This window comes from Mesorhizobium sp. L103C105A0 (assembly GCF_000502215.1).
Taxonomy (GTDB): domain Bacteria; phylum Pseudomonadota; class Alphaproteobacteria; order Rhizobiales; family Rhizobiaceae; genus Mesorhizobium.
Genome location: NZ_AYXF01000001.1, coordinates 1001202 through 1022694, shown reverse-complemented (window position 1 = coordinate 1022694; position 21493 = coordinate 1001202). Strand labels below are relative to the sequence as shown.

The window sequence follows — 21493 nt, the reverse complement described above, 5'->3', positions numbered from 1 at the left end:
TTGCATTTGAAAGAAGGTAACCGCTATTTAGCGGCAGGGCGGGATGTCTAAATGTCAGTATTTTCTAAGTGGTTCAAAGACGCGCGCGCGAAACTGCCCGATAATGTGTCCGTCGGCCGCCACACCTATGGCGTCACTTGGCGGAAGGTGCTTTTCCCGACTAATGAAGCCCCCCTAAATGTCGGTAGCTTCTGCTCTGTTGCTGGCCAAGTGCTGTTCATGTGCACCGGCCAACACCAGACGAAGAGTGCCACTTCATTCCCGATCTATAGCCGCGTCCTGAAGCAGCCTGAGCCTTTACCCAACGCTGGGAAGCCTGGGGGCATCACGATCGGCAACGATGTTTGGATTGGCCACGGTGCCATCATATTGCCAGGCGTGACAGTCGGCGACGGCGCTGTTGTGGGTGCCGGCTCCGTCGTCGCCAAGTCTGTCGAGCCCTATGCGATAGTGGCCGGCAATCGCGCGCAAGTTGTCCGCAGCCGGTTCCCTGCTGATACCGTTGTGCAATTGCTGGAAATACAGTGGTGGTTGTGGGACGACGATAAGATCAAGAGCGAGGCAGCTACTCTCAGCGGTCCGATCGAGACTTTCATTGCAAAGCACGCCACTCGATGAGGGACGTTTTCGGTTATATCGCGTATGGCGAAAACGAATTGTACCATCGCGGCGCGTTGCTGAGCGCACTCAAGCTTTTGTATCATTGTCCAGAAGCAAAGATCATTGTTGCGACGGATAGGCCCGAATTGTTTGTCGGCTATCCCATGGAGACGTTGCTTCTGACTGACATGCAGAAAGAGGCTTGGTCCTTCAGCGGTCAATATCATTTTGGCATCAAGGCCCGGGCGCTGATCAAACTGCTGAGGATGACCGACCGCCTCATCTTCATGGACTCAGACCACTACCCAGCAGGATTTCTATCCCTTGGCTTCGAAAGCATTTCGCCTAAGCATTCAGTGATGCGACGCCTAGAGAAACCCCACAAATGGACGCCTGTGCTGGAAGGGGAAGGCCTTCGAATCGGCGAACATGTTATCACGGGCCGCGAACCTATGTGGCAAAGTGGCATTCTCGGAGTGCATCGAGACAATCTTCCCGCTCTGATGGACGCGTATCCACCGATGCTTGCTGTGCATCAGATATCGAAAATTGACGCTGCGGAGCAGTTCTGCATCGGCATAGCCTTGTCCTTGGGGGGGCGGACGATCAGCCCGCATAAGCTCAAGATCAGGGACTATAATACGCGAGGGAAGAAGGCGTTCGCAGAACCTCGTGTACATCGCTTCTTCGATGCATACGCTGCCGAGCCCGTTGCACGGCAAATCGTCGAAGCTGGCCGATATCGAGTGTGGCGGACGCCGGTGGATATCATTCGCCAAAAACTCAAGGCGCGAGGATGACTGCAGGATCAAGCCCAAGAGCACGGACTAGCCCGACTGCGTCAGGATCGTCGCTGTAAACTTCCGGCCGATCCGGCGCGAACCAGCGGGCAAAATAGATTGGGTTGCCCGCCAGGGCGGCATAGGCCTGCGACATCTTGCCAGCCTCAATAATCCGAGCCTGCACAACCGATTTTGGCACCATGCGACGCTCAGCAGGCGGCGCGCTCCACGCTTTGCCATCCCAGAGTTGGCGGGCATCTGCCGGGGCCTCCAAGACCTCAATGCCATTTTGAGGCAGACCGACGTTTTCACCGTCAAAGCCGCCGAGATAGACGCCATCCGCGTCGACGAAGAATTTGGTCATATCTGCCGATCCCTTTACTCAGAATTTGTGATAGGTGTATGCCTTCGCCAAGCATGGTTTTCGCCGTGAGGCAGAGATGTTTTATTTGGGGTTGGCGGTCGGCTTTGCGTTGGGCATCGTGGCAATGTCAGCTGCCGTTTATTATTGGACGCACCATGATGATTTTGAGATCAGGCGGGGGGAAGAGCGTTAGCAGCATAGGCCTTCCGCCGGCTAGCGGCGCACGCTTTGAGCTTTGGCGAAGTATTTTGTCATGGGAAACCTCCGGTTTGGGCATTGCCGCCCGTCCGGAAACTTACGGAAGCGTTTCGCCGTCAAGAACGCGCTGGTAGAGGGCCAGGTAGGCTTTAGTGGTCTTTTCGATTGGGAATCGGTCAGCAGCCGATTCGCGGCAGCGGAGTGCGGACATCCCGCTGATCTCGTTCAGGCCGGTCGCGAATTCATCGTTACTGTCGAAAAAGCGTCCGGTCTCTGCGTTAACTGTTTCAGGTAGCGCGCCGCGTCGAGTAGTCAGTACTGGAGTTCCGCATAGCATTGCCTCGACCGGCGCCATGCCGAACGGCTCATCCCAAGAAATCGGGTTGAGGAAGGCTTTTGCCTCGCCCAACAGCCGCAGCTTTTCGTCACCGTCGACAGTCCCCGTGAAATTGAAACGACGCGAAAGGCTTTTGAGGAACACGCCCCGAGTCTTGCTACGCCCGAGCAACTTCCAGCGAGAGCCGCCGGCAACGTCGAGATCGAAGTCAAATCTCTTGGCGAGGTCGACGGCGCGACCGAGACCCTTTCCCGCTCTTGCGATACCGCCGAGAAACAACAGCCGACCGGTCTTCTTGTCGGTGAGCCGGTAGGCATCCACCGGGAACCCGTTGTAGACGAATGTCTGCCGGCCCTGGTGCCGGGCGTGGCTGGCGCTAACGAAACTCCAGTTCAGCCCTTCCCTTGGCGTATTCGGCACATAGCCGTGCAGCGTGTAGAGCGCTCGGTGACTGGTCTCGGCCTCGTACCAGCCGTTGAAGTGCACAATGTCGGTATCTGGCGGGATTGCCGCCACGCTTTCGGGCGCAGATGCAGCGTGTCGAACCTCACAGAGGGGATGTGTAGAGCCATGGGCGGCAATCAGCGTGACCCGATGCCCCAGACCGACCAGCGTGGTGGCCAGCCAGTCTACTTGGCGCTGAGTGCCACCGTAGCCTTTGCAGGGTATTTCGCCTTGAACCACGACAGTAGCATGCATTTCGCAGGTTTAGACGGATTCCTATTCAGCAAGCTAGGCCCACGCCCTGAATACCAGCCTCCAGCTTGTGTTCGTTATGTTGGTAAGGCTTGCTCCGCTTTTGGCCATAATTCGAAGTGAACTGGAATTGGCGCCAATTCGAACATTCAAATTGGTTGTATCCGGAACCATGCTGATGGCCTGCACGGTAGCGTCAGTAGTGTTCAGCATAGGATTGATGGCGACTTCATCGCCGATCGAATACGCCAAGTCCGCAGTCGTGCACTGGATGACGGCGATGTAGAGCTTCGGCTTCACCCCTAGCCCATGCGCCAGCGTCAATGTGCCGCCGGCCGTGATGGTCTGCTGGGCGCTCTCGTAGGCTTTCTGCAGAAGCGCCGTGCTCGACTGAACGTAGCGGGCGTCTTGCTCGGCCTGAGACCACTGGATTTTAAACCAAGCACCCCACACGCCGCCGTTCTGGTAACGGCGCCAGATGGTGGTGTTGGCCGCCGTGGCATTCACAAAATCGTAAACCGTTTGGGTTCGGTAGCCGGCCGCCCCGTGTGCCTCGACCGTGCCGATATTCCACCCGGTGTTTGCCGCAGGGGCGTTGGCCGCCCCACTGCCCATATACCAGCCGTTGTCGAGCGCAGTGTTCCAGTCGGTGATCGTCTTAGCCACCACACCGAGGCGCGCGGGGAGGTTGGCATCAGAGATTACTGCGACTGGTTGGCCAGACGCGCGGATGTAGGATCGAACACGCCAGTTGCCACCACCCAGGGACTGCGCCACGGCGGTATCACCGGCTGCGGCAACGATGTTGGCGGCCCCCGGCAGGATGAGCGTGGCGGCATTATGGGTAAGCGTCGCCGCTCCGGAGAAGGTCAGGAAACGCAAGACGCCGCTGGGCAGCACGCCCAAAGCGGTGATCACCGCCGCGCCCGACACCGTGACGGAGACACCGGTTGCCGCGGCCAGATCAGTCGTCGCAGCTGATGCGATGACACTGCTGGTCGTGTGCAGAGCATCATTGCCACCGACCGCCGAGCTCGCGCCCGTGCCGCCCATCGTGATTGGGCGCGGCGTGTTCATGATCGACAGAAGATCGGCCAAGAAGGCGTTGTACTTCCCGCTCTCGATCGTCGTGTTCGGAATCGCCGTTGTGTTCGGCGGCCATGACGTGACGCCGGCTCCATTCATAGGCATTGGCAGCACCTTTTAATATTTGGGGTTTGCTCGTATGTTCCGCGCCTATGCGCGTCAGAATTCTTCAGATCATCGCCGCCGTCGTCACGATCGGGATTATGGTCGTGCTGCACGACGTGATTGGAGGGTTTCTCCGAAGCTTGGAGCCCCAATTCGTCATCGGTCTTGCCGTTGGCGTTATGGGAACGACGGCGGTTTTCGTTGCGCTATTGCTGTGGGAGCGCCGATCGCTGGCCTTGCGAGAGGAGCAGAGAGCGCGCGACCTTATCGACCTCTGAGCCTGACACACCGGAACCACGCCCAGCACGAAGAAGGGCTTCAAGCACATCCGGATTGTTGCTGGTCAGGATGCGGGCCATGGCGGTGCGCGTAGACTCATCCTTTATTCCTCGAAGAGCTTCGACAACGGCATCAACACCCTTCATGGCAGTGGCCCGGGTCGCTCCCGCTACTCCGCCAGCCATGAATGCTTGCGGCACGCCAAAGGCTTCGGCACCTGAGCCGGTAAGCTCTTGCTGGGAAGCCTGGCGGGCGGCGGTGAGTGAATTCCGCGTCACGATGTCCGTGGTATCGGCGAAGTGTTTCTCGCGATCGAGAAGACCGATGATGCGGTCGGCTCGGTCCTTACCGAAAAGCGTTGCAAGACGACTGCGGTTCCAATCGCCTTCGCCCTTGATGAGGCGCTGAAGGGCAACGCGGTCATTTGCGTTAGTCCCCACGATGCGCTCAATCTCGGCACGCGCCCCCTCGCGCAGCCGCATAGGGACAGCAGACGGGCCGATCTGCATGCCTTGCGGCAACGCACCTTCCTGCACTTCTTGGGCGAGCTCGGCGGGCCTCGGCGCTTCCCGGCCGCTGGACAGCACCTGTTGGCCGCGTCCGACCGCCTCCCGCTGGCGGGCCAGCTCGGCAAATTTGCTGTCGACTTCTTTGATGCCGGGCACGGAAGCGCGCAACTCGTCATCAACAGCCTGTCTGGCCGTCTGAAGCGCGTTGCGGGCGTTCGTTTCCACCGTCGTTTCCAGCATGCCATCAATAGCCTTGCGGGTTTCAAGCAACGTAACGGGATTGCTTTCCAGTTCTTGGGTGCCGGTGCGGTTCAGCATCGTGCGAACACGCTGTAGACCGCGCTGCGCCTCACCGCGAAGGGTCTGGAGTTCCCGATCAAGATAGGTGGCGATCGGTCGCGGATTGGCCGGCGAAGCGTTGGCAAAGGCCGCCCGATATTCCGGTGACAGGTTGGCCTGGTTCACGTCGATGCCGGCATTGATGCGCGATGGGATAGGGGCTGGGCCAAGTTCCTGGTCGATCGTGCTGGTGATGCGCTGGTTTGCACCGGCATTGCGCGCGTCGACGGCCCCGCGAACAATGGCTTTGCCTTCTCCGGGCAACGCTGCCAAGCCGCCGGCCTGCGAACGAAGATTTTCGCCCAGATCCATGATCATTCCGCCGGGGCCGAGCTTGTCCATCTGACCCAGCGCGCCGGCATCGAGCGCGTCGCGCCCTGCCGCCCTTGACAGCATCGCCGCGGCAACCTTGTCGATGCCAAGTTCCTTGGCTGCACCGCCGAGGTTCCAGCCATCGGCAACATACTTGACGCCTCGGCCGACGAGAGGCCCGATAGCCGGGGCGAGCACACCGAGGCCGGCTCCAGTAACCGCGCCAATGCCTGTTGCCGTAGGATCTCCACCAGAACGGATTGCCGCATCGGTTCCGTTGATAAGTCCGCCGGTCAAGGCACTGGCGCCGAAGCGCAACGGCGCCGACGCCACGCCAATACCGAAGGCCCCAGGCGCTGCCGCCATCGCCGGGATAGTGCCCGCGACAGCGCCCGTGACTTGTGACGCCTTGTCGAGGTTTGGGTTCATCGACTTTTCGGCGACGGTGCCCGCTTGGATGCGCTTCAGAACTTGGTCATAGGTCTCGTCAGACGCTCCCGCGATTGTCGCAGCAGCTGCACGATCGACGCCGCCCCGGATCATTGGGCCCAAGATCGGGATGCCCTCCAGAATCCCGCCCGAGGTGGTGCGCAGTTTGCTCAGAGCATCGTCGCCCTCGATCCTGTCGGTGAGCGCATTGTAGCCAGGTGGTGCGAAGGCAGGAACGCGGTTCGGCTGCAACGTCTCTTGATCGACCCCGGCAATCGCGCGCTTTTGCTCGGGTGACAGCGCATGCATCTGTTGGGCGAGCCCAATGCCCGCTTGAGCGCGGGCATCCGGACCCGAGGATGCGCCCGCCTGTCCGAGGGCGCTCAGTGCGGTCTTCTCGTCGGGCGCATCGACTTCGTAAGTCTTGCCGTCTGCGCCTTGAATTTCGAATGTTGCCATTATGGTTTCACCCTGATCCGCACGCCGTTTCCTACATCTTTCCAGCCATCCGGATTTGACGATGGTGCCGGAGCGTTCGGCTCGGCCGTCGTCCGGTCGACGGAAGCCTTGATGCCTTCCAGCATGCGCTTCAGCTCTTTGACGCTGTTGGCCGCCCTATCACCAGCACCGCCAATTGCGGCGGTGTAGACCTGGCTCGGAAGGTTCCATGCGCCGCCGTCCTTGGTCACGTCGACAACCGGGTCGTAGATCATGTTTTCCATCAACTGGAGATCAGGCCCGTTGAGGACGCCCAGATTGAAGAGTTCCTTCATCTGCAACATGATGCCCTGACGGACGGTGTTCAGATTGTCCTTGGACGCGCCGGGCATTACCTCGATGCCGGTCTTGGCGACCAGCTCCGAATAGCGGTCGAGTTCGCCGGTGATGGCATCGAACGCCTGGTTGACCGAGGAAACCCGGTTCCGCTGTGTTTCTGTCGGCTTCATTGTGCCGGGGATGACGGCTCCTGCAGAAGGAGCGGCCGAAGGCGGCGCAGCGACGGCGGGAGCCGGTGCCCCAGCAGCAGGAGGCGCTACCTGAGCGGGCGAAGTCACTCGTGGTGCGGCTGGTGCGGCAGGCACGGCACCACCACCGGGAGCCTGTAGCCATGCCGGAAGGTTGGGCGGCACCTGAATAGGCACCATGCCATCAGGCGTCTGCACCATCTGCGTCTTTGGCTGCGAAATGATGGCGTAGGCAGTCGCATATTCTCGCGAAGCGGGATCGGCGGTCGAGAGGATGTTCCAAGCCTGGGCATCGAGGCCGTTGCCTTCGAACTTCGTCGGGCCGCCGCCTGAAATGCTTTTCGTCTCGCCGCTGGCCGCATCGAACAGAGTGTCGTCGTCCAGCTTCTGCCACTGCTTCGGCGGGACGGCCAGAGACTTGCGCGCAGCCTGAATTTGCAGCTGCCGCAGAGGATCGGCATCCTGCATTTTCTGCTGGAGCATCATGTTGGCCATCGCCTTTTGTTCGGGCGATGCCCAAGGGTCAGCGGCAACCTGCATGATCTGCTGAAAAGACGGACCGCCCTGACCGGGCTGGATAGCGCCGCCAGTGCCGCCAGCCTCTACCGGGATGCTGGACAGGTCTTCCTGCGGAGACATCGCCTGAGCGACCTTCTGGACGCCGGGAGAGGCTGGTGCAGCCTGCTGGGGCTGCTGAGCGCCGGCGAGAGCCGCAACGACCGGCGACGGGGCCGCTGCCGCCGGACCGGGCTGCTGAGCCGCGCTGAGGGCCTGCACGACGCCACCGCGACCGCTGAGGGGCTCCGAGCTCATCATCGTTGACAGGACGCGCTGGCCGGCCGGCGTGGTCGCGGCAGGATCACCGGGGCCGGGATTGGGCAGCGGCGCATCGGCATTGACCGGGATCCATCCCTGATCACCAGTCGCGCCGGCCATGCCGGTCGTTTCGACAAACTGATAGGTCTTGCCATCGGCGCCGCGGCGAACTTCACCAGCTTTTCCAGATCCTTGCGGAGCGCCGGGATAAGTCGGACGCGTTGCGGGTGCCATCGGGTCGTTAGGATCGAGCGGAGGAAGGCCGCTGGGATCATACGCAGGAGCCGTGGTGCCGGGCGACATGGTGGCGAGGCTCGGGGCCGGTGTCATACCAGCGGAGCGATCGAGCGAGGCAACCTGAACTGGGTCTTGTGACTGCTCCTGCTGGGCCGCCTGCGTTGCCTGTGCGGGCGTAGCGCCGGCGCCAAGCGCCTTCTGATAGGTCGCAACGAACCTGTTCGTGTTTGTCCCCTGTTCGATACCACCGGGAAGGCTCGTCCACGTCCCGCTTAAGACCTGGCCGACGTTGGCGATTGCGTCAGGATCGCCGGACTGAAGAACGTCATCAAGCACTTGGCCCGTCCTGGCCTTGTAGGTCTTGGCGGCGAGGTTCCATGCCGCCTTGTCCTGGTTGACTGGCGAGAAGTCGGGCAAGCCAAGTTCCTTCGCCTCATCGTCCCATGTGGAGCCCAGAAACTGATATTTGCCAGCGGCCGACGAGGTGCGGCCAGCATTCGGCCCTGTTTGGATGCGCACCGCCTGGTTCGGATGGTGGGAGAAATCATCGAATTTTCCGCCGCCATAGATGACGTTGTAGCGACCGCCGCTTTCTGGGCCGGAAATCGTGTTGAGCAGCGCCTTCTGGTAAGGCTTTGCGTCCTGCCATGCGAGTTGGTCGCCGCCGTAGTCGGCCGCGCCGCTCGCGGAGGCCGCAACTGGAGAGCCCGGAGCCGCCGGGAATGTGCCAGCGTTGATCATGCCGCCAAAAGCATCGGTCGCATGGGCTTGTCCAGCGGTCTCTGCCGCGTCGGCGCGCCTGTTGAGCACATTCTGCACGATGCCATCGCCGAGCGCATTCAAGCCCTCGCCGATGTTCTGCGGCGCGCGCTGAGAAGACATCAGCGCCTGGACAATTGCCCGCTTCTTGGCGACTGACGCAGGCGTCTCGCCCTTCTCGGCATCGAAGATGAATGACAACGCCATGTCTCAGGCCCCCAGCGACAGAGCTTTGCCGTAGTCGACCTGGCGATAACCGTCAGGCCGGCGCGAAACAGCATCGGGTCGGACCTTCTCGACTTCGCTGGCCATGAGCCCAAGCCGCATCGGAGCGCCCTTCGCCTCGCCTTTGTAGTGGAACTTCCACAGCCCCATTTCCGGGGTGATGTCGGCGAGCCGTTCCTTGTCCTTTTTTGCGTCGTCGTCGGACAGTCCGATGAGCTTGCTGCCGAGACCAAAAAGACCACCGACCAAGCTTCCGGTCTGCGCGTTTTTTGCATTCACTGCGTCGACGCGCTGCTGGTAATTCTGGTTGATCAGCCCAGCGTTGTCGGTTGTCGGAATGGTGCTGCCGGTATAGCCGGCGGCCTGTGGCGAACTGACCTGCGATCCGGAAAGCAGCGCCGTGATTTCGTTGATCGGCTGGTTGCGGATTGCCTGGCCCTCCGCGAACGCCTGCCCATGCCCCGAAAGGATTAGCTGGTTGTTGGCGTCATTGACGTTCTGGCCCTGCTGGGCCATCGCACGGTCATAGGCGGCCGAGCCGAGCTTGATGCCCTGATTTGAGAGCTTTGTTGCCAAGGCATCCTGTTGTTGAGCCAAGATCGGATCGAGGCGCGCTTTCCCAAGCTGCAGCAGCCGTGCTTCGGTGGCGTCGTTCGAGCCGTCGAACGGCTTCGACATATAGTCTTGCAGGAACGCGGATTGAGTATTGGCCAGCGTCCCAAGGTTCAGCTGGGCCTTGTCGGTTTGATCCTTGATCGCCTGCTGCGCGGCGGAAAGCGTCGTCGTCGCGGTGCGCGTCGGGATTTGATAGGTCTTGCCCGTATAGGGGTCAGTGATCGATTGCGTGCCGCTGTTCGTATAGGTGATCGTGCCATCAGGCCCGACCTGATTGGCATTGTTCAAATATGAGTTGGCAATAGCGGTCGAGATGTTCGTCCCGGTCGACGCCGCGGAAGTTTCCTTGGGATCTGGCGGCTTAGGTGCTGAGGCTTTACCCATTTGTCTTCCTCGTGAAACGGCCGTTGCGCCAGTCTTCTTCAGTGAGCGTGAAAACGTAGCCGTCTTCGTCGCGGCCGCGCATGCGCTTGATCAGGTAAGGGGTGAAGCCGAAGGCCTTCGCGATCCGAACCATGCGCTCGTTCTTTGCGGAAACCTGCAGAACGACCATCTGGCAACCGATCTGGTCGAACGGATACGAAAACATGATGTGGCGGACATCCGCCGTCAGCCATCGCGGCGTTTTCGAAGCGCTCGAAATCTGGATCAGGCCCGGTCCTGGTTGAAAGTCATGAAACACCATGCCGGCGACTAGTTCGCCGGTTTCGTCATCGCCCACGCCGATCGCCTGGCATTTGCCGAAGCCGGTTTCGCAGCCCGGCGTCATGTCGGCCACGAACCGAGCGATCGCTTCGCTATGGCCGAAAATCAGTTTCAATCGACCACCGAACCGACTTCATAGGTCATGTCGATCGCGACGAGCTCGGCATCAGGGGTCGGAGTGATACCGCATGTGACCTGCACCTGAGGCGCGATGGCAAAGCCCGTCAGGCCGACAGAGACCCATTTCGTGGAAACCGTCTTCGTTGCGCTGGCGTCCCACTTCGCAACATCCCAGAGGCCCAGATCCCATTCATCGAAAACGACATCGTCGGCAACCGACGACGGCGCCGACGGCAGCGAGACCTGATAGTCCTTCGAGACTGAAAGCTTGGCGATGAATTTGCGGCTGGCCAGAAAGACCGTCCGCGCCATGTGAACGATCTTGCTCCGCGCCGGCGACTTCATGTGATCGAACAGGCCAACATAGGTGCAGGTATAAGGCGAGCCATCATCACTGCCGCTGACCTCGCACTGCATGATCTTGCCGTCCGACGTCCCGAAATACGCCCAGCCGTCATGCAGGACTAGGCATCGCGTATCCCAGCCTGTGTAGTCCGCCCATGCACCGGTTTGCAGGTTGACGACGAAGCACCTCGCATCCTGTCCGACATCCGCCGGCAGCGAGACGATTGCCATGTTGAACAGCGGCCACTTCAGGATTTCCCAAGGCAGGTTGGCGCGAGCTGCAGCTTCCCTGCGCCAGTCCGGCTCGATGTTGCGCGAAACGCTGATCATCGAAAGCGCCGCACGGTCTTTCTGGATAGCTTGGGAAATCGGAATGATACCATCATCCATGCCGATCAGCAGTTCGCCACCGGCTTGCATCACTGCGCGCTTGCCGCGAGGCGGCGACATGTCATAGCGGCCGACGAGCGACCAGCCATTCGGATCGGCGGGGTTTGCACCCTCGTAGACCGCTACCTCGCCCTTGGTTGAAACGAATACGCATTTGTCGTCGACGCCGTCGCCGGCATCAAGCGACCAGGTGCCGCCAAAAAGCAGCGATCCGCCCTTCTGGAAGACACCGGCAAGTGAGAGATCGACGGCGGCGCCGGCAATGGTATCGACTGGTAGGAACCACGCCGTAAGGCTGTTTTTTTGGATGAAAAATTCGCGGTTGCGATAGGTCCAGACGTGCGAGAGCTTGTTCGTGGCAATGGTGCCCAGCGCGGCCACCGTGGTCCATGCCGTGCCGTCGAATTGGCGCATGCTGTCCGTGCCGTTCACCGCCGACAGATAGTCGCCGCCAGCGGTCTCGAACTGCACATAGGAGAAATAGCCGCTGGTCAGCCCGGAAACGACGGGAGCCGGCGCTACATTGGGGTTGGCAGGGTTCGTGACATCGAAAATCTTCGTGCCATCCGCCGCGAACATGAAGCGGCCCGGCGACGCGTCATAGGACATCATGCTGACCACTGCGGTAGTGCCGATCGTCGCCTTCTTCTTCTCGCCGCCACGCAATCGGATGCCGGTTGTCGTAGGAAACCAGTTCTCGAGGACGCGGGCACCCTGCGGCTTCGACGCAGCGAGGTTTTCGTTCGAAATCTTGCCCCGGATCGGTGCCGGAAATGTGAGCGTGCTGTGACGCTGCTGCGATTGGGCAGCAACAGGAACGCGCCTGAAGCCGGCCCTCATGGCGTGATTACTCCCGGAAAGGCAAAGTCGGCGTCAATCGTCGAGCGGCGCCGACCGACGGCCAGGATGTTGGAGCCCTTGTCGGCGCCAGCTGAGACCGCGATGGCATCCTCGTAGGTCGCCATGTCCTCGGAATAGGCTTGCCCTTTGTTGGCCTTCCATTGCCAAATGATGCCGAGCTTCAAAACGCGCTCATCGAGGCGGAACACGTCATCGTCAGCCGTGAAAGCTGCCTTTGTGGCGCCGTCCTTGTCCTTCACGATTTTGTTGGTCAGGTAATAGAATTGCGCCGTGGCCAGGTTGGGGGTGGCGGGCTTGATCTGGATCTGATCCCCGATCATCGTCCATGCGCCAACAAGGATTTGAAAATTCTGCACCGCCAGGCCCAGCCACTCGTCGCTGTCGGGATAGTGCGTGAGCGACGTGTAAGGGCTTGCCGACGGCCAGACACGCGCTTTCTTCAGCATGCGCTGGTAATCGGCCGGGAGATTGAGGCCGGTCGAAACGCCGTCGCCAGTGAGCGTGGCAAGCGTCTTGAGTTTCGTCCAGTCCCGTGTGTCGAATGCGATCCTCTGCGCCATCTCGTTCGCGAGCGACTGCAATTCGATATGCTCGCGGTCGGTCGACGAAAAGACGGCGGTCGGCACGGTCAAGCCGATGACCGTGCAGACATCCTTGATGACGCTGAGGATCGTCATTGCGATCAGTCCACCATCGCCAGTTCCTTGGCCGCAGCGACCAAGGTGTCGTGGTTCGGATTGCCGCGTGGCCGGGAGCCGGTTTCCTTGGCGATGTAGACCTTCAGGGCTTCATCATCCATCGCCTCGATCTCGGCAGCGGTTGGCGGCGTGGTCTGCTCGGTCTCTTCGTCGCCGTCCTCGTCCTCGCTGGTTTCCTCATCCTCGTCGCCGGGTTCATCGTCGGCGGCGGTATCTTTGGCCGTCGCAGTGGCGCCCTCCAGTGGCTTTCCTGCCTGCATGAACTCCTCGCGCAGCCGGCGTTCATCCGCCAACTGCTGGGTCAGGGCCGCGACCTGGGCCGCAAGGTTGACGATGTCGGCGCTGCCGGCCGCATTGTCGAGATAGGCCTGCGCCTGGTTCTTCAGTTCGCGGCCGCCCATGCCGAGCTGCTTGAGCGGGGTGCCGTCCAGCGAAGCCAGCTGCTCGACTGTGTGGACGCCGAGAGCCTTCAGTTCGCGGCGCTTGCCTTCCTTCAGGAACGGCGCTTCGGAAAGCGGCGTGCCGGAAAGCGGCTGAGAGGTGCCGTCTTTGAAGGCGAGATACTGCTTGTTGTAGAGCTGCGCATAGGTGATGAGACCGCCGCCGGCCGCGATGCTCTCGCGCGTGGCGTTCGGTTCGGCATCATGTGCCGGATAGGTCGCCTTGGTCTGGCGGTTTGCCGGGAATGAAAGGTCGCAGACCTCCATATCGGTGAAGATCGGCCGGCCGGCGGACCTGCTGGCCTGTTCGTTGGGAATGACGTGATTTCGGAAAACGACGTTGACGATGTTCTGGTTCGCGCTCATGGCGAAACTCCTGTCTGAGAGGGTGCAAAGAAAAACGGGAGCCGAAGCCCCCGTTTCAGTGTCCTGTTGGAATTGGCCGGGTTACGCGGCCAGAGCGTCGTCCACGTACGGTCGATCGATCTCGAACTCGGCGAGACCGGCAGACGGTACGCCGACCGCAGAAGCGCCCTTGGCGTTCTTGACGCGGTCCCCCGCGACAACAGCATCGTCAACGCTGCCGGCGGTTGCCGTGGCGTAGACGTTGGCATTGTCGAGGAAGCCGACCAGAGCCTTGCCGATCGCCTTGCCCTTGATCTGATACCACCCGAACTGGCTGGCGACATTCGCGGACATGGCGACAGCAACGGAACCGATCATGTCGGGGCCGAGGAGCACCGTCGACCAATCGTCAGGATTGTAGAGCACCCACGAGCCGAGACCGGTGGTGGCGACGCCAGCGAGATAGATGAACTCGCCGACGCCGTAGACCGGATCTTGCGCCTGGATGATCTGACCAAGCCAAGGGCCAGGAGTGGAGCGCCCGGCCGCCGTAGAGGCCGGCAGCGTTGCGGCGATCGGCGGAAGGCCGAGATGCGGAGTGTGAGGAACGTAAGCCATTTTTCTGGATCCTCCTTTACGCGGCCGGGTTGCTGTCGATGAGCTTCCACTGGAACAGCGGATTGTTCATCGTCAGTTCGCCCATGAAGCCGATGTACTGGACATTCGCGTCCTGATTGATCGGCATCATGGATTTGCCGATCTTGTTGAAGTTGCGTTCCGGGTGGTAGCGGAGCCAGAGCGTGTCGGTGTCCAGACCATAGGTCGTGTTCGCCGGCATGTTGGAGCCGATGCCGCCTTCCTGGACGATTTCAGCGGAGCGACCGGCGCCGAAGTATTTCAGCGACGTAAAGCCGAGCTTGCCGAGCCCAGAGACATCGTTGACGCGCTGGATTGCCACGGTGGCCGCGTCATAGGCCGCGTAATGCTCCGGCGACATCAGCAGGAGATCGGCGGCCCTGGTGCCACGCGAGCGCTGCGTCATGATCGAGTTGAGCATCGGGCGGATGGTGGTCGCCGTGACCTGCGTTCCGATAGCCGGGAAGGCAGAATTCGCGTCGAACACCGAAGTGCGCCAGATCGCATTGGCGCCGCGATCGATACCGGCATAGACGCCGGAATTGACCACAGTCGGAACCGCCAGCTGGAGGCCGCCCAGTTCCTTGCCGCCGAAGCGGGTGCCGTTGCCGTGGAGCGAGATGTCGACCTCGTCCTGCAGCTCACCTTCCGCAGCCTCGATATGAGACTCCAGAATGTCCATGAGCTGGTTTTCGCCCTCGTTGTTGAGGATGTCCTCGTTTGCGAGAGTGACGGCGACGGCGCACATTTTCGGCGAGTATTCGGCGTCGTTGAACAACTCGGCCGGAACCGGGTTGAGGAAGTCGAAGCCGTTATACCAGACCGCCGAACCCGTCTTGGTATAGAGCAGGCGCTGGCGGATCTTCGGGCCGGAGTATTCCTTGAACTTGCCCTTGCGCTTCAGCACGTTGAGCAAGGCGTTGGAATTGGAGACCAGGTCCTGGTAGCCCGAGGCTCGATCCTCAAGCGCCAGAGACAAAATCTCCTGGTTCTTTTCTACGGAAGTAAGAGCCATGTCGGCCCTCCTTTATGACGGGGATCACCCGGCCTGAGCGACAGCTCGGCGGAGCGAATCCTTGATTGAGGTTGAAGCCCGCTTCGTTGCCGGGTCTGAGCCAGCCGAGGGCGCGCCTGTGATTGATTTCTGGCCCTTCAGGGTCTGAGCCTGGGGGTCTTGAGCGGTGCGCGTCTGAGGCGCTGCTGAAACTGTGGTGGTCGATGCGGCCGGGTCGGGATTGAGCATTTCCGCAAGCTTGTAAGCTTCGGCCAGATCGGCGGTTTTGCCTGATTTCAGGAAAAAGGCGATGTCTTCGGCCAGGTCCTCGAAACGGGGATTGTCAGCCGCGAACTTCTGCACCTGCGCATCGATCGTTGCGACGTGCTGCTGTTGCATCGTGTTGGTGACGCCGCCGACGCTATGCTTCAGCGTCTCGATCTCGCGCTTGAGCTGCTGGATCGTCGCGTCATTCTGGCCCTGCACCTCGTCGGGCTTCTGGCCCATGACATGCGCAGCGAGCTGGCGAAGCGAGATGCCTGCATAGTCGCAGACGGCCTCAATGCCCTTCAGCGGGTCCGAGAGTAGCGTCCGCTCCAGATTGGTGTAGCGCGTCATCGCATCGCGCATGGTCGTGTTGTTCTTGGTGGCCAGTTCGTGGAAGTCCCGGACCTTCTCGAATTCCTCCGCTGGCACGCGGTGCTTTTCGATGCCGGCTTCAAGCTCGCGGATCGAGCGGTGAACGGCCGCCTTGACCGGGTCGGGAGCCTTCTCCCATTCGGCCATCGCAGCGGCGTCGCTCTTGAAGCGCGCGGGAGCCTCGGCATGGCTGGTTTGAGTGGCAGGCTTGCCGGGCTCAGTCTTGGCCGTCTCTGCCGTCTTGGCAGGCTGCTGGGTGGTGTTCGGGTCCTTGGTCGGCTTCGGATCGGGAAGCGTCTTGTCGGTCTTGTCAGCAGCCTTCTCGCCCGGCTTGGGCTGGGCCTCCACTGGTTTCTTGCCGGTGTCGGTCTCTTCGGCCTTGGCCTTCTCATTGACCTTTTCGGCCGCAGCCTTCAGCGCTTCGCGAGCGGTCGGCGCCTTCTTTGCTTCCGGTTCGGGCTTGGGCTCGGCGGTGTTGGGTTCGGTGCTGATCGGATTCGGCGTCTGCGCGTCGTCGGCAACAGTCGAGATTTCGGCGGGCGCCGAAGCGCCTCCGTTCAAGTCTTCCATGGGATTGCTCCGTCTGAGGGATTGCTGGTTACTGGTGGTCCTGGCGCATCAATTCCAGCGCCTGGTCGATGTGCTCGCGCGTGATTCCGCGCAGCAATTTCTCTTCCATCTTCGCCCGAATGTCGTTCGGGATGATGAGGGACAGCGCGCCCTCAAGCATGGCGACACACAAGACAGCCTGCTGGCCAATATCGAGGCGACTGGCTTTGAATGATGCCTCGATCGCGTTGGCGAGGCCGGCGCTAATCACGGCGCCCGGACCCGTTCGCCGCGGTCAAATCGGGCTTTTGCTTTCAGCACTGTTTCCTTGATCGCCTTACGGTCGATCTTCGGACGCTTGCGGGGCCGCAGCCGTGCCGGATCGTTGCCAACTTCCTCGAGCCCGGCGGCGCGGTAAGTCGCGCGAAGAGCCGATTTCGAGGTGTAGACCTTGCCGTCGTGCATCGACTGGACTTCGGACATGGTGTCCGAATTGATCATTGGCGCCGATAGATGCGAGCGCTTCGGCTTGGCGGTATCCACCTTGTGGAAAACCTGCCGGCCGTCGCCGAGATTGATCCACGTGTAAGCCATCACAGGCCGCTGGTCCGCTTCAGCAGAGTTGCAACGCCCGGGTTCACATTGCTTAAAGCAAGCTTGTGCGCATCGAAGACACCGGCGTTGATCTGCTTGGCCAGTTCCTTTGCCTGCTCGCCAGGCACCCCAACGGACATAAGCCGGTCGACGTTGCCATTGGTGAGGCCCGCGTTCATCTGGCGGGCAACCTCGATTGCCACCGGATAGCTCATGCCGCCCCGGCAGAGTTCATCAGCACTGACTGGCATGGCATTGTCCTTTTCAAAGTTGAGCAGCAGCTGGCAGAGGCGCGGCGTTCTTCTGTGCTTGGCCGAGCACCTGAAGGCGCAGCTTTTCGATTTCGAGCTGACCCTTCTGCATGTCCTGCTCGTGCTTCTGAGCTGCGGCGGCCGCGTTGGCCTCGATCTCGCGGATGCGGATATCGGCCTCGCGCTGCTTTTGCGCGGCATCAGCGTTGATCCGGGCGATATCGGCCTCCGCCTTGGTTCTGGCGATTTCCGCGTCGCTTTGTGACTTGGCCATTGCGGCGTCAGACTTGGCCTTTTCCACCGCCATCTTGCCTTCGTTGGCCTTGGCGTCAGCTTCCGCTCTGCCGGCACTGGGATCTGGCCTAGGCTGGGAACCCATCGCCTTCATCTGCTCCGCAAACTCGTCAATCGTCGCATCCATGCTGCGACCGGGACGGAACGGCGCCATGGCGAATTTCAGCACCTCGGCAGCGAAGGGAGCCGTCTCAGGTTGTGCCTGCACCATCGGGCCAAGCTGGGCGAGCGTGCCAGCAAGCGCAGTCAGGAACTCGCTGCGGCGCTGCTTCTCGGCATTTTCGTCGGGCTGGATGGTGCTGTCGGTCTCGATGTCGAGACTGAACGGCCGGATTTTCTGATCGTGCAGGAAGTCCATCACCTGGTCGATGGTGACGGTCTTTTTCAGCTCCTCGATCTGCTTCGTGATCTCGGCAATCTGGCCCTGAGCCTGCTGCATTATCTGCTGCGCGGCTTCCGGGTTCTGCTTCGCCATCGCGGCGATTTCGGGATCACGCGACGCGCCCTGCAATTCCTTCTCGATGCTTTTGGCTTGGGCCTCCAGCGGCTTTACCTGCTTGGCGATATCGGCCTCGCTCGGCAGTTCCATCTGGCTCATTTCCAGCAGCGTCTTCGACTGGAAATTCTCTGCCATGACCTCGGCGATGATGCGCGCCGCGTCGCGAGCGATGCGCACCAGCTCGTTCTGCCGGTCGCGAATGCGGACAGAGCCGTATTGCGTCTTGATCTGCTGCGCGCCGAGCGTTTCGTTCGGGTTGCTCTCGCCCCGCATGATGTCCGACAGGCCGCTGATCTGGTAAATGTCCTCGATGAGCTGCTTGCGAAGCGCGATCAGCTGCGTGATGGTCGACGCCACCATGTCGGTCGGCAGCCAGACAACCGTGTCCTTGGCCGATCCATTGCCGAACGCGGCCCAATTGCTGACCGGGACCATGATCTGGCGCGGATCGCGCGTCTTAACCGCGGCCTCGATCGCATCGCCGATTTCGCCGGCGCCGGCCGGATAGAAACCACGCACCTGAAGCGCTTCGGTCAATGCCGAAATGCGGTTGGTGATGTCGTTGATTTCCTCGATCTGGTCTTTGTAGAAGACGTAATCGGGAACCGGGATAAGGCTCTCCGGCTGCAACGTGCCATAGGCCGGCTGCGGACACGGGAAGAAGTTTTCCAACGTGAGGTGCGGCGCGCCCTCGTCCAGCACGACATCAACGCCCGGTGACAGCCACACCACCTTGTTTTCGGACTTCGACCACAGTTCCCAGACCCGCGCCTTCAGCTTGCCGTCGGTGTTGTTCTTGTCGTCCTTGCGCTTGGCGAACTCGGCATCCTGATAGGCGTTGCCTGACGTCGCCTTGAAGCGCTTGCGCATCTCTTTGCGCGTCATCCATGCGCCGCCCGCGACCCAGTCCACTTCCTTCCAGTTTCGGGCGGGATCATGCACGAAGTCGCGACGGTTCTTGTGCTCGATGCAGACGGTTTCGGTGTAGCCGTTCTCTCGGCTCTTGGTCTCGTACCGGATCCACATGCAGCCGCGCGCAATCGTGGCCAGGTCGTCTCGCACCAGCCGCATCACGCCGTCAATGTTCTGCCGATCGAACGTCACCGCCGTCGAGCGCTCGACAAGCTCCGATGCCGTGCGCGGGAGCGGCCGACTGTCCTGAAAGCGCGGCGCGACCACCGGAACCGGTGGGCGGGAATACATGGAAGGCTTCAGGACTTCGATATTGGCCCAGAAGATTTGAAACTCGCGGTCGCGGGTGACGTTCGCCAGGCGCTCCAGATCGGCATACCGCTTCTGGATGTTGGTGCACCGTGTCTGATAGTCGGCAAAGCCGGCCTTCTCCTGATCCGTGATCAGCTTCAGCCAGCCCTTGGAGGCCTTCGGCTTCAGCGACGGGTCGACCGCATCATCTGCGGTGTTGTCGATCTCGTCTTCAGTGTCGTTGATCATATGCGAATCCTTCGACGCCCGTTGCCGTCGTCAGGCACGCCGGGAAGCTGGACATGGCCCTGGGGCACCTTGGGAGCCGGCGTCTTGGTCTTGGCCGCCCATGGCCGCGACATGCACGCGTAGCGCGTCTCGTCGGCCGCATGGTCTTCCTGGTCGCTGTTGAGGTCTTCCGGGTTCGCCTCGTCGTGCTGCAGCGCCGGCAGGGTCCGAATCGTGTGTATGCAGGTTTCGAAGAAGAACAGCATCGCCCGGCCGTCCTCGTCGCCAGTCAGTCGGCCGCGCAACTGATCCCAGCCGCCCATTGCGCCGCGTCCAGCCGTTCGCTTGTTGTCCGCGCGCCGGAAGGTCGATCCGTTAGCGTTCGTCCCGTTCGCCATCCTCTCGGCCAGCGATGGCCCGCCGTCCTGGCTGAACGCAGCAGGGTCAAGGACGCCGTAACTGATCGTGTCGTCATAATCGCGCTGGCGGACACCGGCCCCGACCGCTTCTGCATGCAGCTTCAGACCAGTGTTGGGCAGATAGCGACCCGATTTGTCGATCTTCACGCCATACCATTCGCGGTACTTGATGAGCGCGCCGCGTGGAATGACGATGCCGGGCGCGCCAGCCACGCCAGACGGCACAATCGTATCGTCGGACGCCACCGCATACCAACCAAAAGAGAACGGCTTGGCGCTGCCCCAGTCGCCCGCCCTGAAGCGTGCCCAGTGGTCTGGAATGGCGAATGGTTTGACGACGTGCCGGCGTCGTTCGAAGTTGTCGAAATAGGCGCCCTCAACAACGTCCCAGTCGCCATAGCGCATTGCGCGCACCAGGCTCTCCGAACCGAGACCCATCAGCCGGCTTTCATAGCCGGGATCGTTGTCGTTCATTGATGGGTTGTCTTCGAGCTGCGCAGGGATGAACTGCCGCTGCATGCCGCCTTCGCTGACTTCGGCCTTGTACACCTTCAGCGGCAGGACGCCGTCAATGAACGTTGCCTTGACGAACTGGTGACCGATCCCGCCCGGATTGGCTCCACAGAGGATGCGCGGGAAGCGGCCGGCGTATTGCGGCGGAACCTTGATCCCGACCATGCGCACGCGGTTGCGGAGGAACCGGTAAATCACTTCGGTGAAGTGGGTCAGCTCGTCGATCAGCAGCACATGGATTTCAGCGCCCTGATATTTGAAACGGTCCTTCTCGTCTTTGCAGTGGCAGAGATAGATCCTCGATCCGTTCCAGAACCGAATTTCATCCTCTACGATGGTGACGAACCCGCATTCCACCCAGCCGGCGAGCATCTGGCGAAAGCCTTGGGGGCCTTCCATGTGGTTCTTGATCAGGTCGTCGCGGATGCGGCGGAAGAGATAGACCTGAAGGCCTGGGATTTCCGCGCACCAGGTTATGGCGGCCGCGCGCATCAGGTGCGACTTGCCACCGCCGGCAGCACCGCCATAGAGCGCTTCGGTTGCTTCCGTCTCGAATGCCAGCGCCTGCTTGTCGTGCAGGTCGAGATTGATTTCAGCTGCGGCTGCGGAGGCGGACATTGACCACCGGGACGAGCGCGGCGCCGTCCTTGCCAGTGAGCTCGACGCGTTCCTTGAACATGCCAAAATGCTTGCCCAGGTCGACCAGCGCCGATTTCTTGTCGTGCATCTTGATCTTGATGCCCGTCTGGGTAAGCGAGACTTCAGAGACCGCGGCGGCCGTGTCGTCGTCAATCTTGTCGCTGCCGACCAACTCGACCGGATAGATGCCGAGACCATTCGGCTTGGCGTTCTCCGATTCCGTGTCGATCGGGCTGCGGCCCCACTGCACCGCCTTGCGAATATCGGAAAAGGCAATCTTCGCCAGCTCGGCCACGATGCGTTCCTGAGTGACGCCGAGCTTTTCAGCGATGGCTGCTTGCCGCGCTGCGATGGCCTCGCCAACCATAACATTCGATAATAGGCGCGATCCTTGCACCTGGGCTGTCAATTCGCTGTAGCCGGCCCGCTTTGCCGCCTGTGTGGCGTTCAGGTCGATCATGAATTCTTCGATGAAGCG

21 protein-coding genes are annotated in these 21493 nt (G+C 61.1%); 2 read left to right on the top strand and 19 right to left on the bottom strand.

Annotated features, from left to right (window positions below; genetic code table 11):
* Window positions 1-51 precede the first annotated feature (51 nt).
* Window positions 52-618 (top strand): CatB-related O-acetyltransferase, encoded by a 567-nt coding sequence (locus tag X727_RS1000000169540; protein WP_023807183.1) that lies wholly within the window; start codon window positions 52-54, stop codon window positions 616-618.
* Entirely contained in the window at window positions 615-1400 is a 786-nt protein-coding gene (locus X727_RS159710) for a hypothetical protein (RefSeq protein ID WP_023833699.1), read from the top strand. The genes X727_RS1000000169540 and X727_RS159710 overlap by 4 nt, the downstream gene beginning before the upstream one ends.
* On the opposite strand, the gene X727_RS159715 is transcribed toward X727_RS159710, so the two are convergent.
* The 19 genes from X727_RS159715 to X727_RS159795 all read right to left on the bottom strand — a co-directional run bounded on the left by X727_RS159715 (window position 1384) and on the right by X727_RS159795 (window position 21475).
* Window positions 1384-1746: a hypothetical protein gene (locus X727_RS159715; RefSeq protein ID WP_023831649.1), complete on the bottom strand. Its 363-nt coding sequence runs from the start codon at window positions 1744-1746 to the stop codon at window positions 1384-1386. The two genes, X727_RS159710 and X727_RS159715, sit on opposite strands and share 17 nt — an antisense overlap.
* A gap of 295 nt (window positions 1747-2041) precedes the next feature.
* Window positions 2042-2965 (bottom strand): glycosyltransferase, encoded by a 924-nt coding sequence (locus tag X727_RS159720; protein WP_348524518.1) that lies wholly within the window; start codon window positions 2963-2965, stop codon window positions 2042-2044.
* A 48-nt stretch (window positions 2966-3013) separates the two neighbouring features.
* Complete coding sequence (locus X727_RS159725) at window positions 3014-4168, bottom strand: pyocin knob domain-containing protein (protein WP_155923523.1); 1155 nt, start codon at window positions 4166-4168, stop codon at window positions 3014-3016.
* A 206-nt stretch (window positions 4169-4374) separates the two neighbouring features.
* Window positions 4375-6495: a hypothetical protein gene (locus tag X727_RS0133360; protein WP_023833696.1), complete on the bottom strand. Its 2121-nt coding sequence runs from the start codon at window positions 6493-6495 to the stop codon at window positions 4375-4377.
* Window positions 6495-9020, bottom strand: a complete 2526-nt coding sequence (locus X727_RS1000000165495; RefSeq protein WP_023833695.1) for a glycoside hydrolase family 104 protein — start codon at window positions 9018-9020, stop codon at window positions 6495-6497. Before X727_RS1000000165495 ends, X727_RS0133360 begins: the two co-directional genes overlap by 1 nt.
* Window positions 9021-9023: 3 nt before the next feature.
* Window positions 9024-10037, bottom strand: coding sequence for a hypothetical protein (locus X727_RS159735; protein WP_023807192.1), 1014 nt, complete (start codon window positions 10035-10037; stop codon window positions 9024-9026).
* Entirely contained in the window at window positions 10030-10473 is a 444-nt protein-coding gene (locus X727_RS159740; RefSeq protein WP_031195509.1) for a GNAT family protein, read from the bottom strand. Before X727_RS159740 ends, X727_RS159735 begins: the two co-directional genes overlap by 8 nt.
* Window positions 10470-12053 (bottom strand): hypothetical protein, encoded by a 1584-nt coding sequence (locus tag X727_RS159745; RefSeq protein WP_023833694.1) that lies wholly within the window; start codon window positions 12051-12053, stop codon window positions 10470-10472. Before X727_RS159745 ends, X727_RS159740 begins: the two co-directional genes overlap by 4 nt.
* Complete coding sequence (locus X727_RS159750) at window positions 12050-12751, bottom strand: hypothetical protein (protein WP_023807195.1); 702 nt, start codon at window positions 12749-12751, stop codon at window positions 12050-12052. Before X727_RS159750 ends, X727_RS159745 begins: the two co-directional genes overlap by 4 nt.
* Window positions 12752-12756: 5 nt before the next feature.
* Window positions 12757-13578 carry a hypothetical protein gene (locus X727_RS1000000165490; RefSeq protein ID WP_023833693.1) on the bottom strand — a complete coding sequence of 274 codons (822 nt, stop codon included), beginning with the start codon at window positions 13576-13578 and terminating at the stop codon, window positions 12757-12759.
* An 81-nt stretch (window positions 13579-13659) separates the two neighbouring features.
* Window positions 13660-14175, bottom strand: a complete 516-nt coding sequence (locus X727_RS159755; RefSeq protein WP_023831660.1) for a hypothetical protein — start codon at window positions 14173-14175, stop codon at window positions 13660-13662.
* A gap of 16 nt (window positions 14176-14191) precedes the next feature.
* Entirely contained in the window at window positions 14192-15208 is a 1017-nt protein-coding gene (locus X727_RS159760) for a phage major capsid protein (protein WP_023831661.1), read from the bottom strand.
* Between the two features lie 24 nt (window positions 15209-15232).
* Complete coding sequence (locus tag X727_RS159765) at window positions 15233-16396, bottom strand: hypothetical protein (protein WP_023831662.1); 1164 nt, start codon at window positions 16394-16396, stop codon at window positions 15233-15235.
* Between the two features lie 28 nt (window positions 16397-16424).
* Window positions 16425-16646: a hypothetical protein gene (locus X727_RS159770; protein ID WP_023831663.1), complete on the bottom strand. Its 222-nt coding sequence runs from the start codon at window positions 16644-16646 to the stop codon at window positions 16425-16427.
* Complete coding sequence (locus X727_RS159775; protein ID WP_023831664.1) at window positions 16643-16969, bottom strand: hypothetical protein; 327 nt, start codon at window positions 16967-16969, stop codon at window positions 16643-16645. The genes X727_RS159770 and X727_RS159775 overlap by 4 nt, the downstream gene beginning before the upstream one ends.
* Complete coding sequence (locus X727_RS159780) at window positions 16969-17184, bottom strand: hypothetical protein (protein ID WP_023831665.1); 216 nt, start codon at window positions 17182-17184, stop codon at window positions 16969-16971. Before X727_RS159780 ends, X727_RS159775 begins: the two co-directional genes overlap by 1 nt.
* Window positions 17185-17233: 49 nt before the next feature.
* Entirely contained in the window at window positions 17234-19465 is a 2232-nt protein-coding gene (locus tag X727_RS159785) for a hypothetical protein (RefSeq protein ID WP_023833691.1), read from the bottom strand.
* On the bottom strand, window positions 19462-20994 hold the full coding sequence (locus tag X727_RS159790) for a terminase family protein (protein WP_031203923.1): 1533 nt from the start codon (window positions 20992-20994) through the stop codon (window positions 19462-19464). Before X727_RS159790 ends, X727_RS159785 begins: the two co-directional genes overlap by 4 nt.
* Complete coding sequence (locus tag X727_RS159795; RefSeq protein ID WP_245274121.1) at window positions 20969-21475, bottom strand: terminase small subunit; 507 nt, start codon at window positions 21473-21475, stop codon at window positions 20969-20971. The genes X727_RS159790 and X727_RS159795 overlap by 26 nt, the downstream gene beginning before the upstream one ends.
* Window positions 21476-21493: the final 18 nt, after the last annotated feature.

What these genes read in the sequence shown, in the direction of transcription:
- X727_RS1000000169540 (WP_023807183.1), top strand. Translation starts at nt 52, where the DNA reads ATGTCAGTATTTTCTAAGTGGTTCAAAGACGCGCGCGCGAAACTGCCC.
- X727_RS159710 (WP_023833699.1), top strand. Translation starts at nt 615, where the DNA reads ATGAGGGACGTTTTCGGTTATATCGCGTATGGCGAAAACGAATTGTAC.
- X727_RS159715 (WP_023831649.1), bottom strand. Translation starts at nt 1,746, where the DNA reads ATGACCAAATTCTTCGTCGACGCGGATGGCGTCTATCTCGGCGGCTTT.
- X727_RS159725 (WP_155923523.1), bottom strand. Translation starts at nt 4,168, where the DNA reads ATGCCTATGAATGGAGCCGGCGTCACGTCATGGCCGCCGAACACAACG.
- X727_RS0133360 (WP_023833696.1), bottom strand. Translation starts at nt 6,495, where the DNA reads ATGGCAACATTCGAAATTCAAGGCGCAGACGGCAAGACTTACGAAGTC.
- X727_RS1000000165495 (WP_023833695.1), bottom strand. Translation starts at nt 9,020, where the DNA reads ATGGCGTTGTCATTCATCTTCGATGCCGAGAAGGGCGAGACGCCTGCG.
- X727_RS159735 (WP_023807192.1), bottom strand. Translation starts at nt 10,037, where the DNA reads ATGGGTAAAGCCTCAGCACCTAAGCCGCCAGATCCCAAGGAAACTTCC.
- X727_RS159745 (WP_023833694.1), bottom strand. Translation starts at nt 12,053, where the DNA reads ATGAGGGCCGGCTTCAGGCGCGTTCCTGTTGCTGCCCAATCGCAGCAG.
- X727_RS159750 (WP_023807195.1), bottom strand. Translation starts at nt 12,751, where the DNA reads ATGACGATCCTCAGCGTCATCAAGGATGTCTGCACGGTCATCGGCTTG.
- X727_RS1000000165490 (WP_023833693.1), bottom strand. Translation starts at nt 13,578, where the DNA reads ATGAGCGCGAACCAGAACATCGTCAACGTCGTTTTCCGAAATCACGTC.
- X727_RS159755 (WP_023831660.1), bottom strand. Translation starts at nt 14,175, where the DNA reads ATGGCTTACGTTCCTCACACTCCGCATCTCGGCCTTCCGCCGATCGCC.
- X727_RS159760 (WP_023831661.1), bottom strand. Translation starts at nt 15,208, where the DNA reads ATGGCTCTTACTTCCGTAGAAAAGAACCAGGAGATTTTGTCTCTGGCG.
- X727_RS159765 (WP_023831662.1), bottom strand. Translation starts at nt 16,396, where the DNA reads ATGGAAGACTTGAACGGAGGCGCTTCGGCGCCCGCCGAAATCTCGACT.
- X727_RS159775 (WP_023831664.1), bottom strand. Translation starts at nt 16,969, where the DNA reads ATGGCTTACACGTGGATCAATCTCGGCGACGGCCGGCAGGTTTTCCAC.
- X727_RS159780 (WP_023831665.1), bottom strand. Translation starts at nt 17,184, where the DNA reads ATGAGCTATCCGGTGGCAATCGAGGTTGCCCGCCAGATGAACGCGGGC.
- X727_RS159785 (WP_023833691.1), bottom strand. Translation starts at nt 19,465, where the DNA reads ATGATCAACGACACTGAAGACGAGATCGACAACACCGCAGATGATGCG.
- X727_RS159790 (WP_031203923.1), bottom strand. Translation starts at nt 20,994, where the DNA reads ATGTCCGCCTCCGCAGCCGCAGCTGAAATCAATCTCGACCTGCACGAC.
- X727_RS159795 (WP_245274121.1), bottom strand. Translation starts at nt 21,475, where the DNA reads ATGATCGACCTGAACGCCACACAGGCGGCAAAGCGGGCCGGCTACAGC.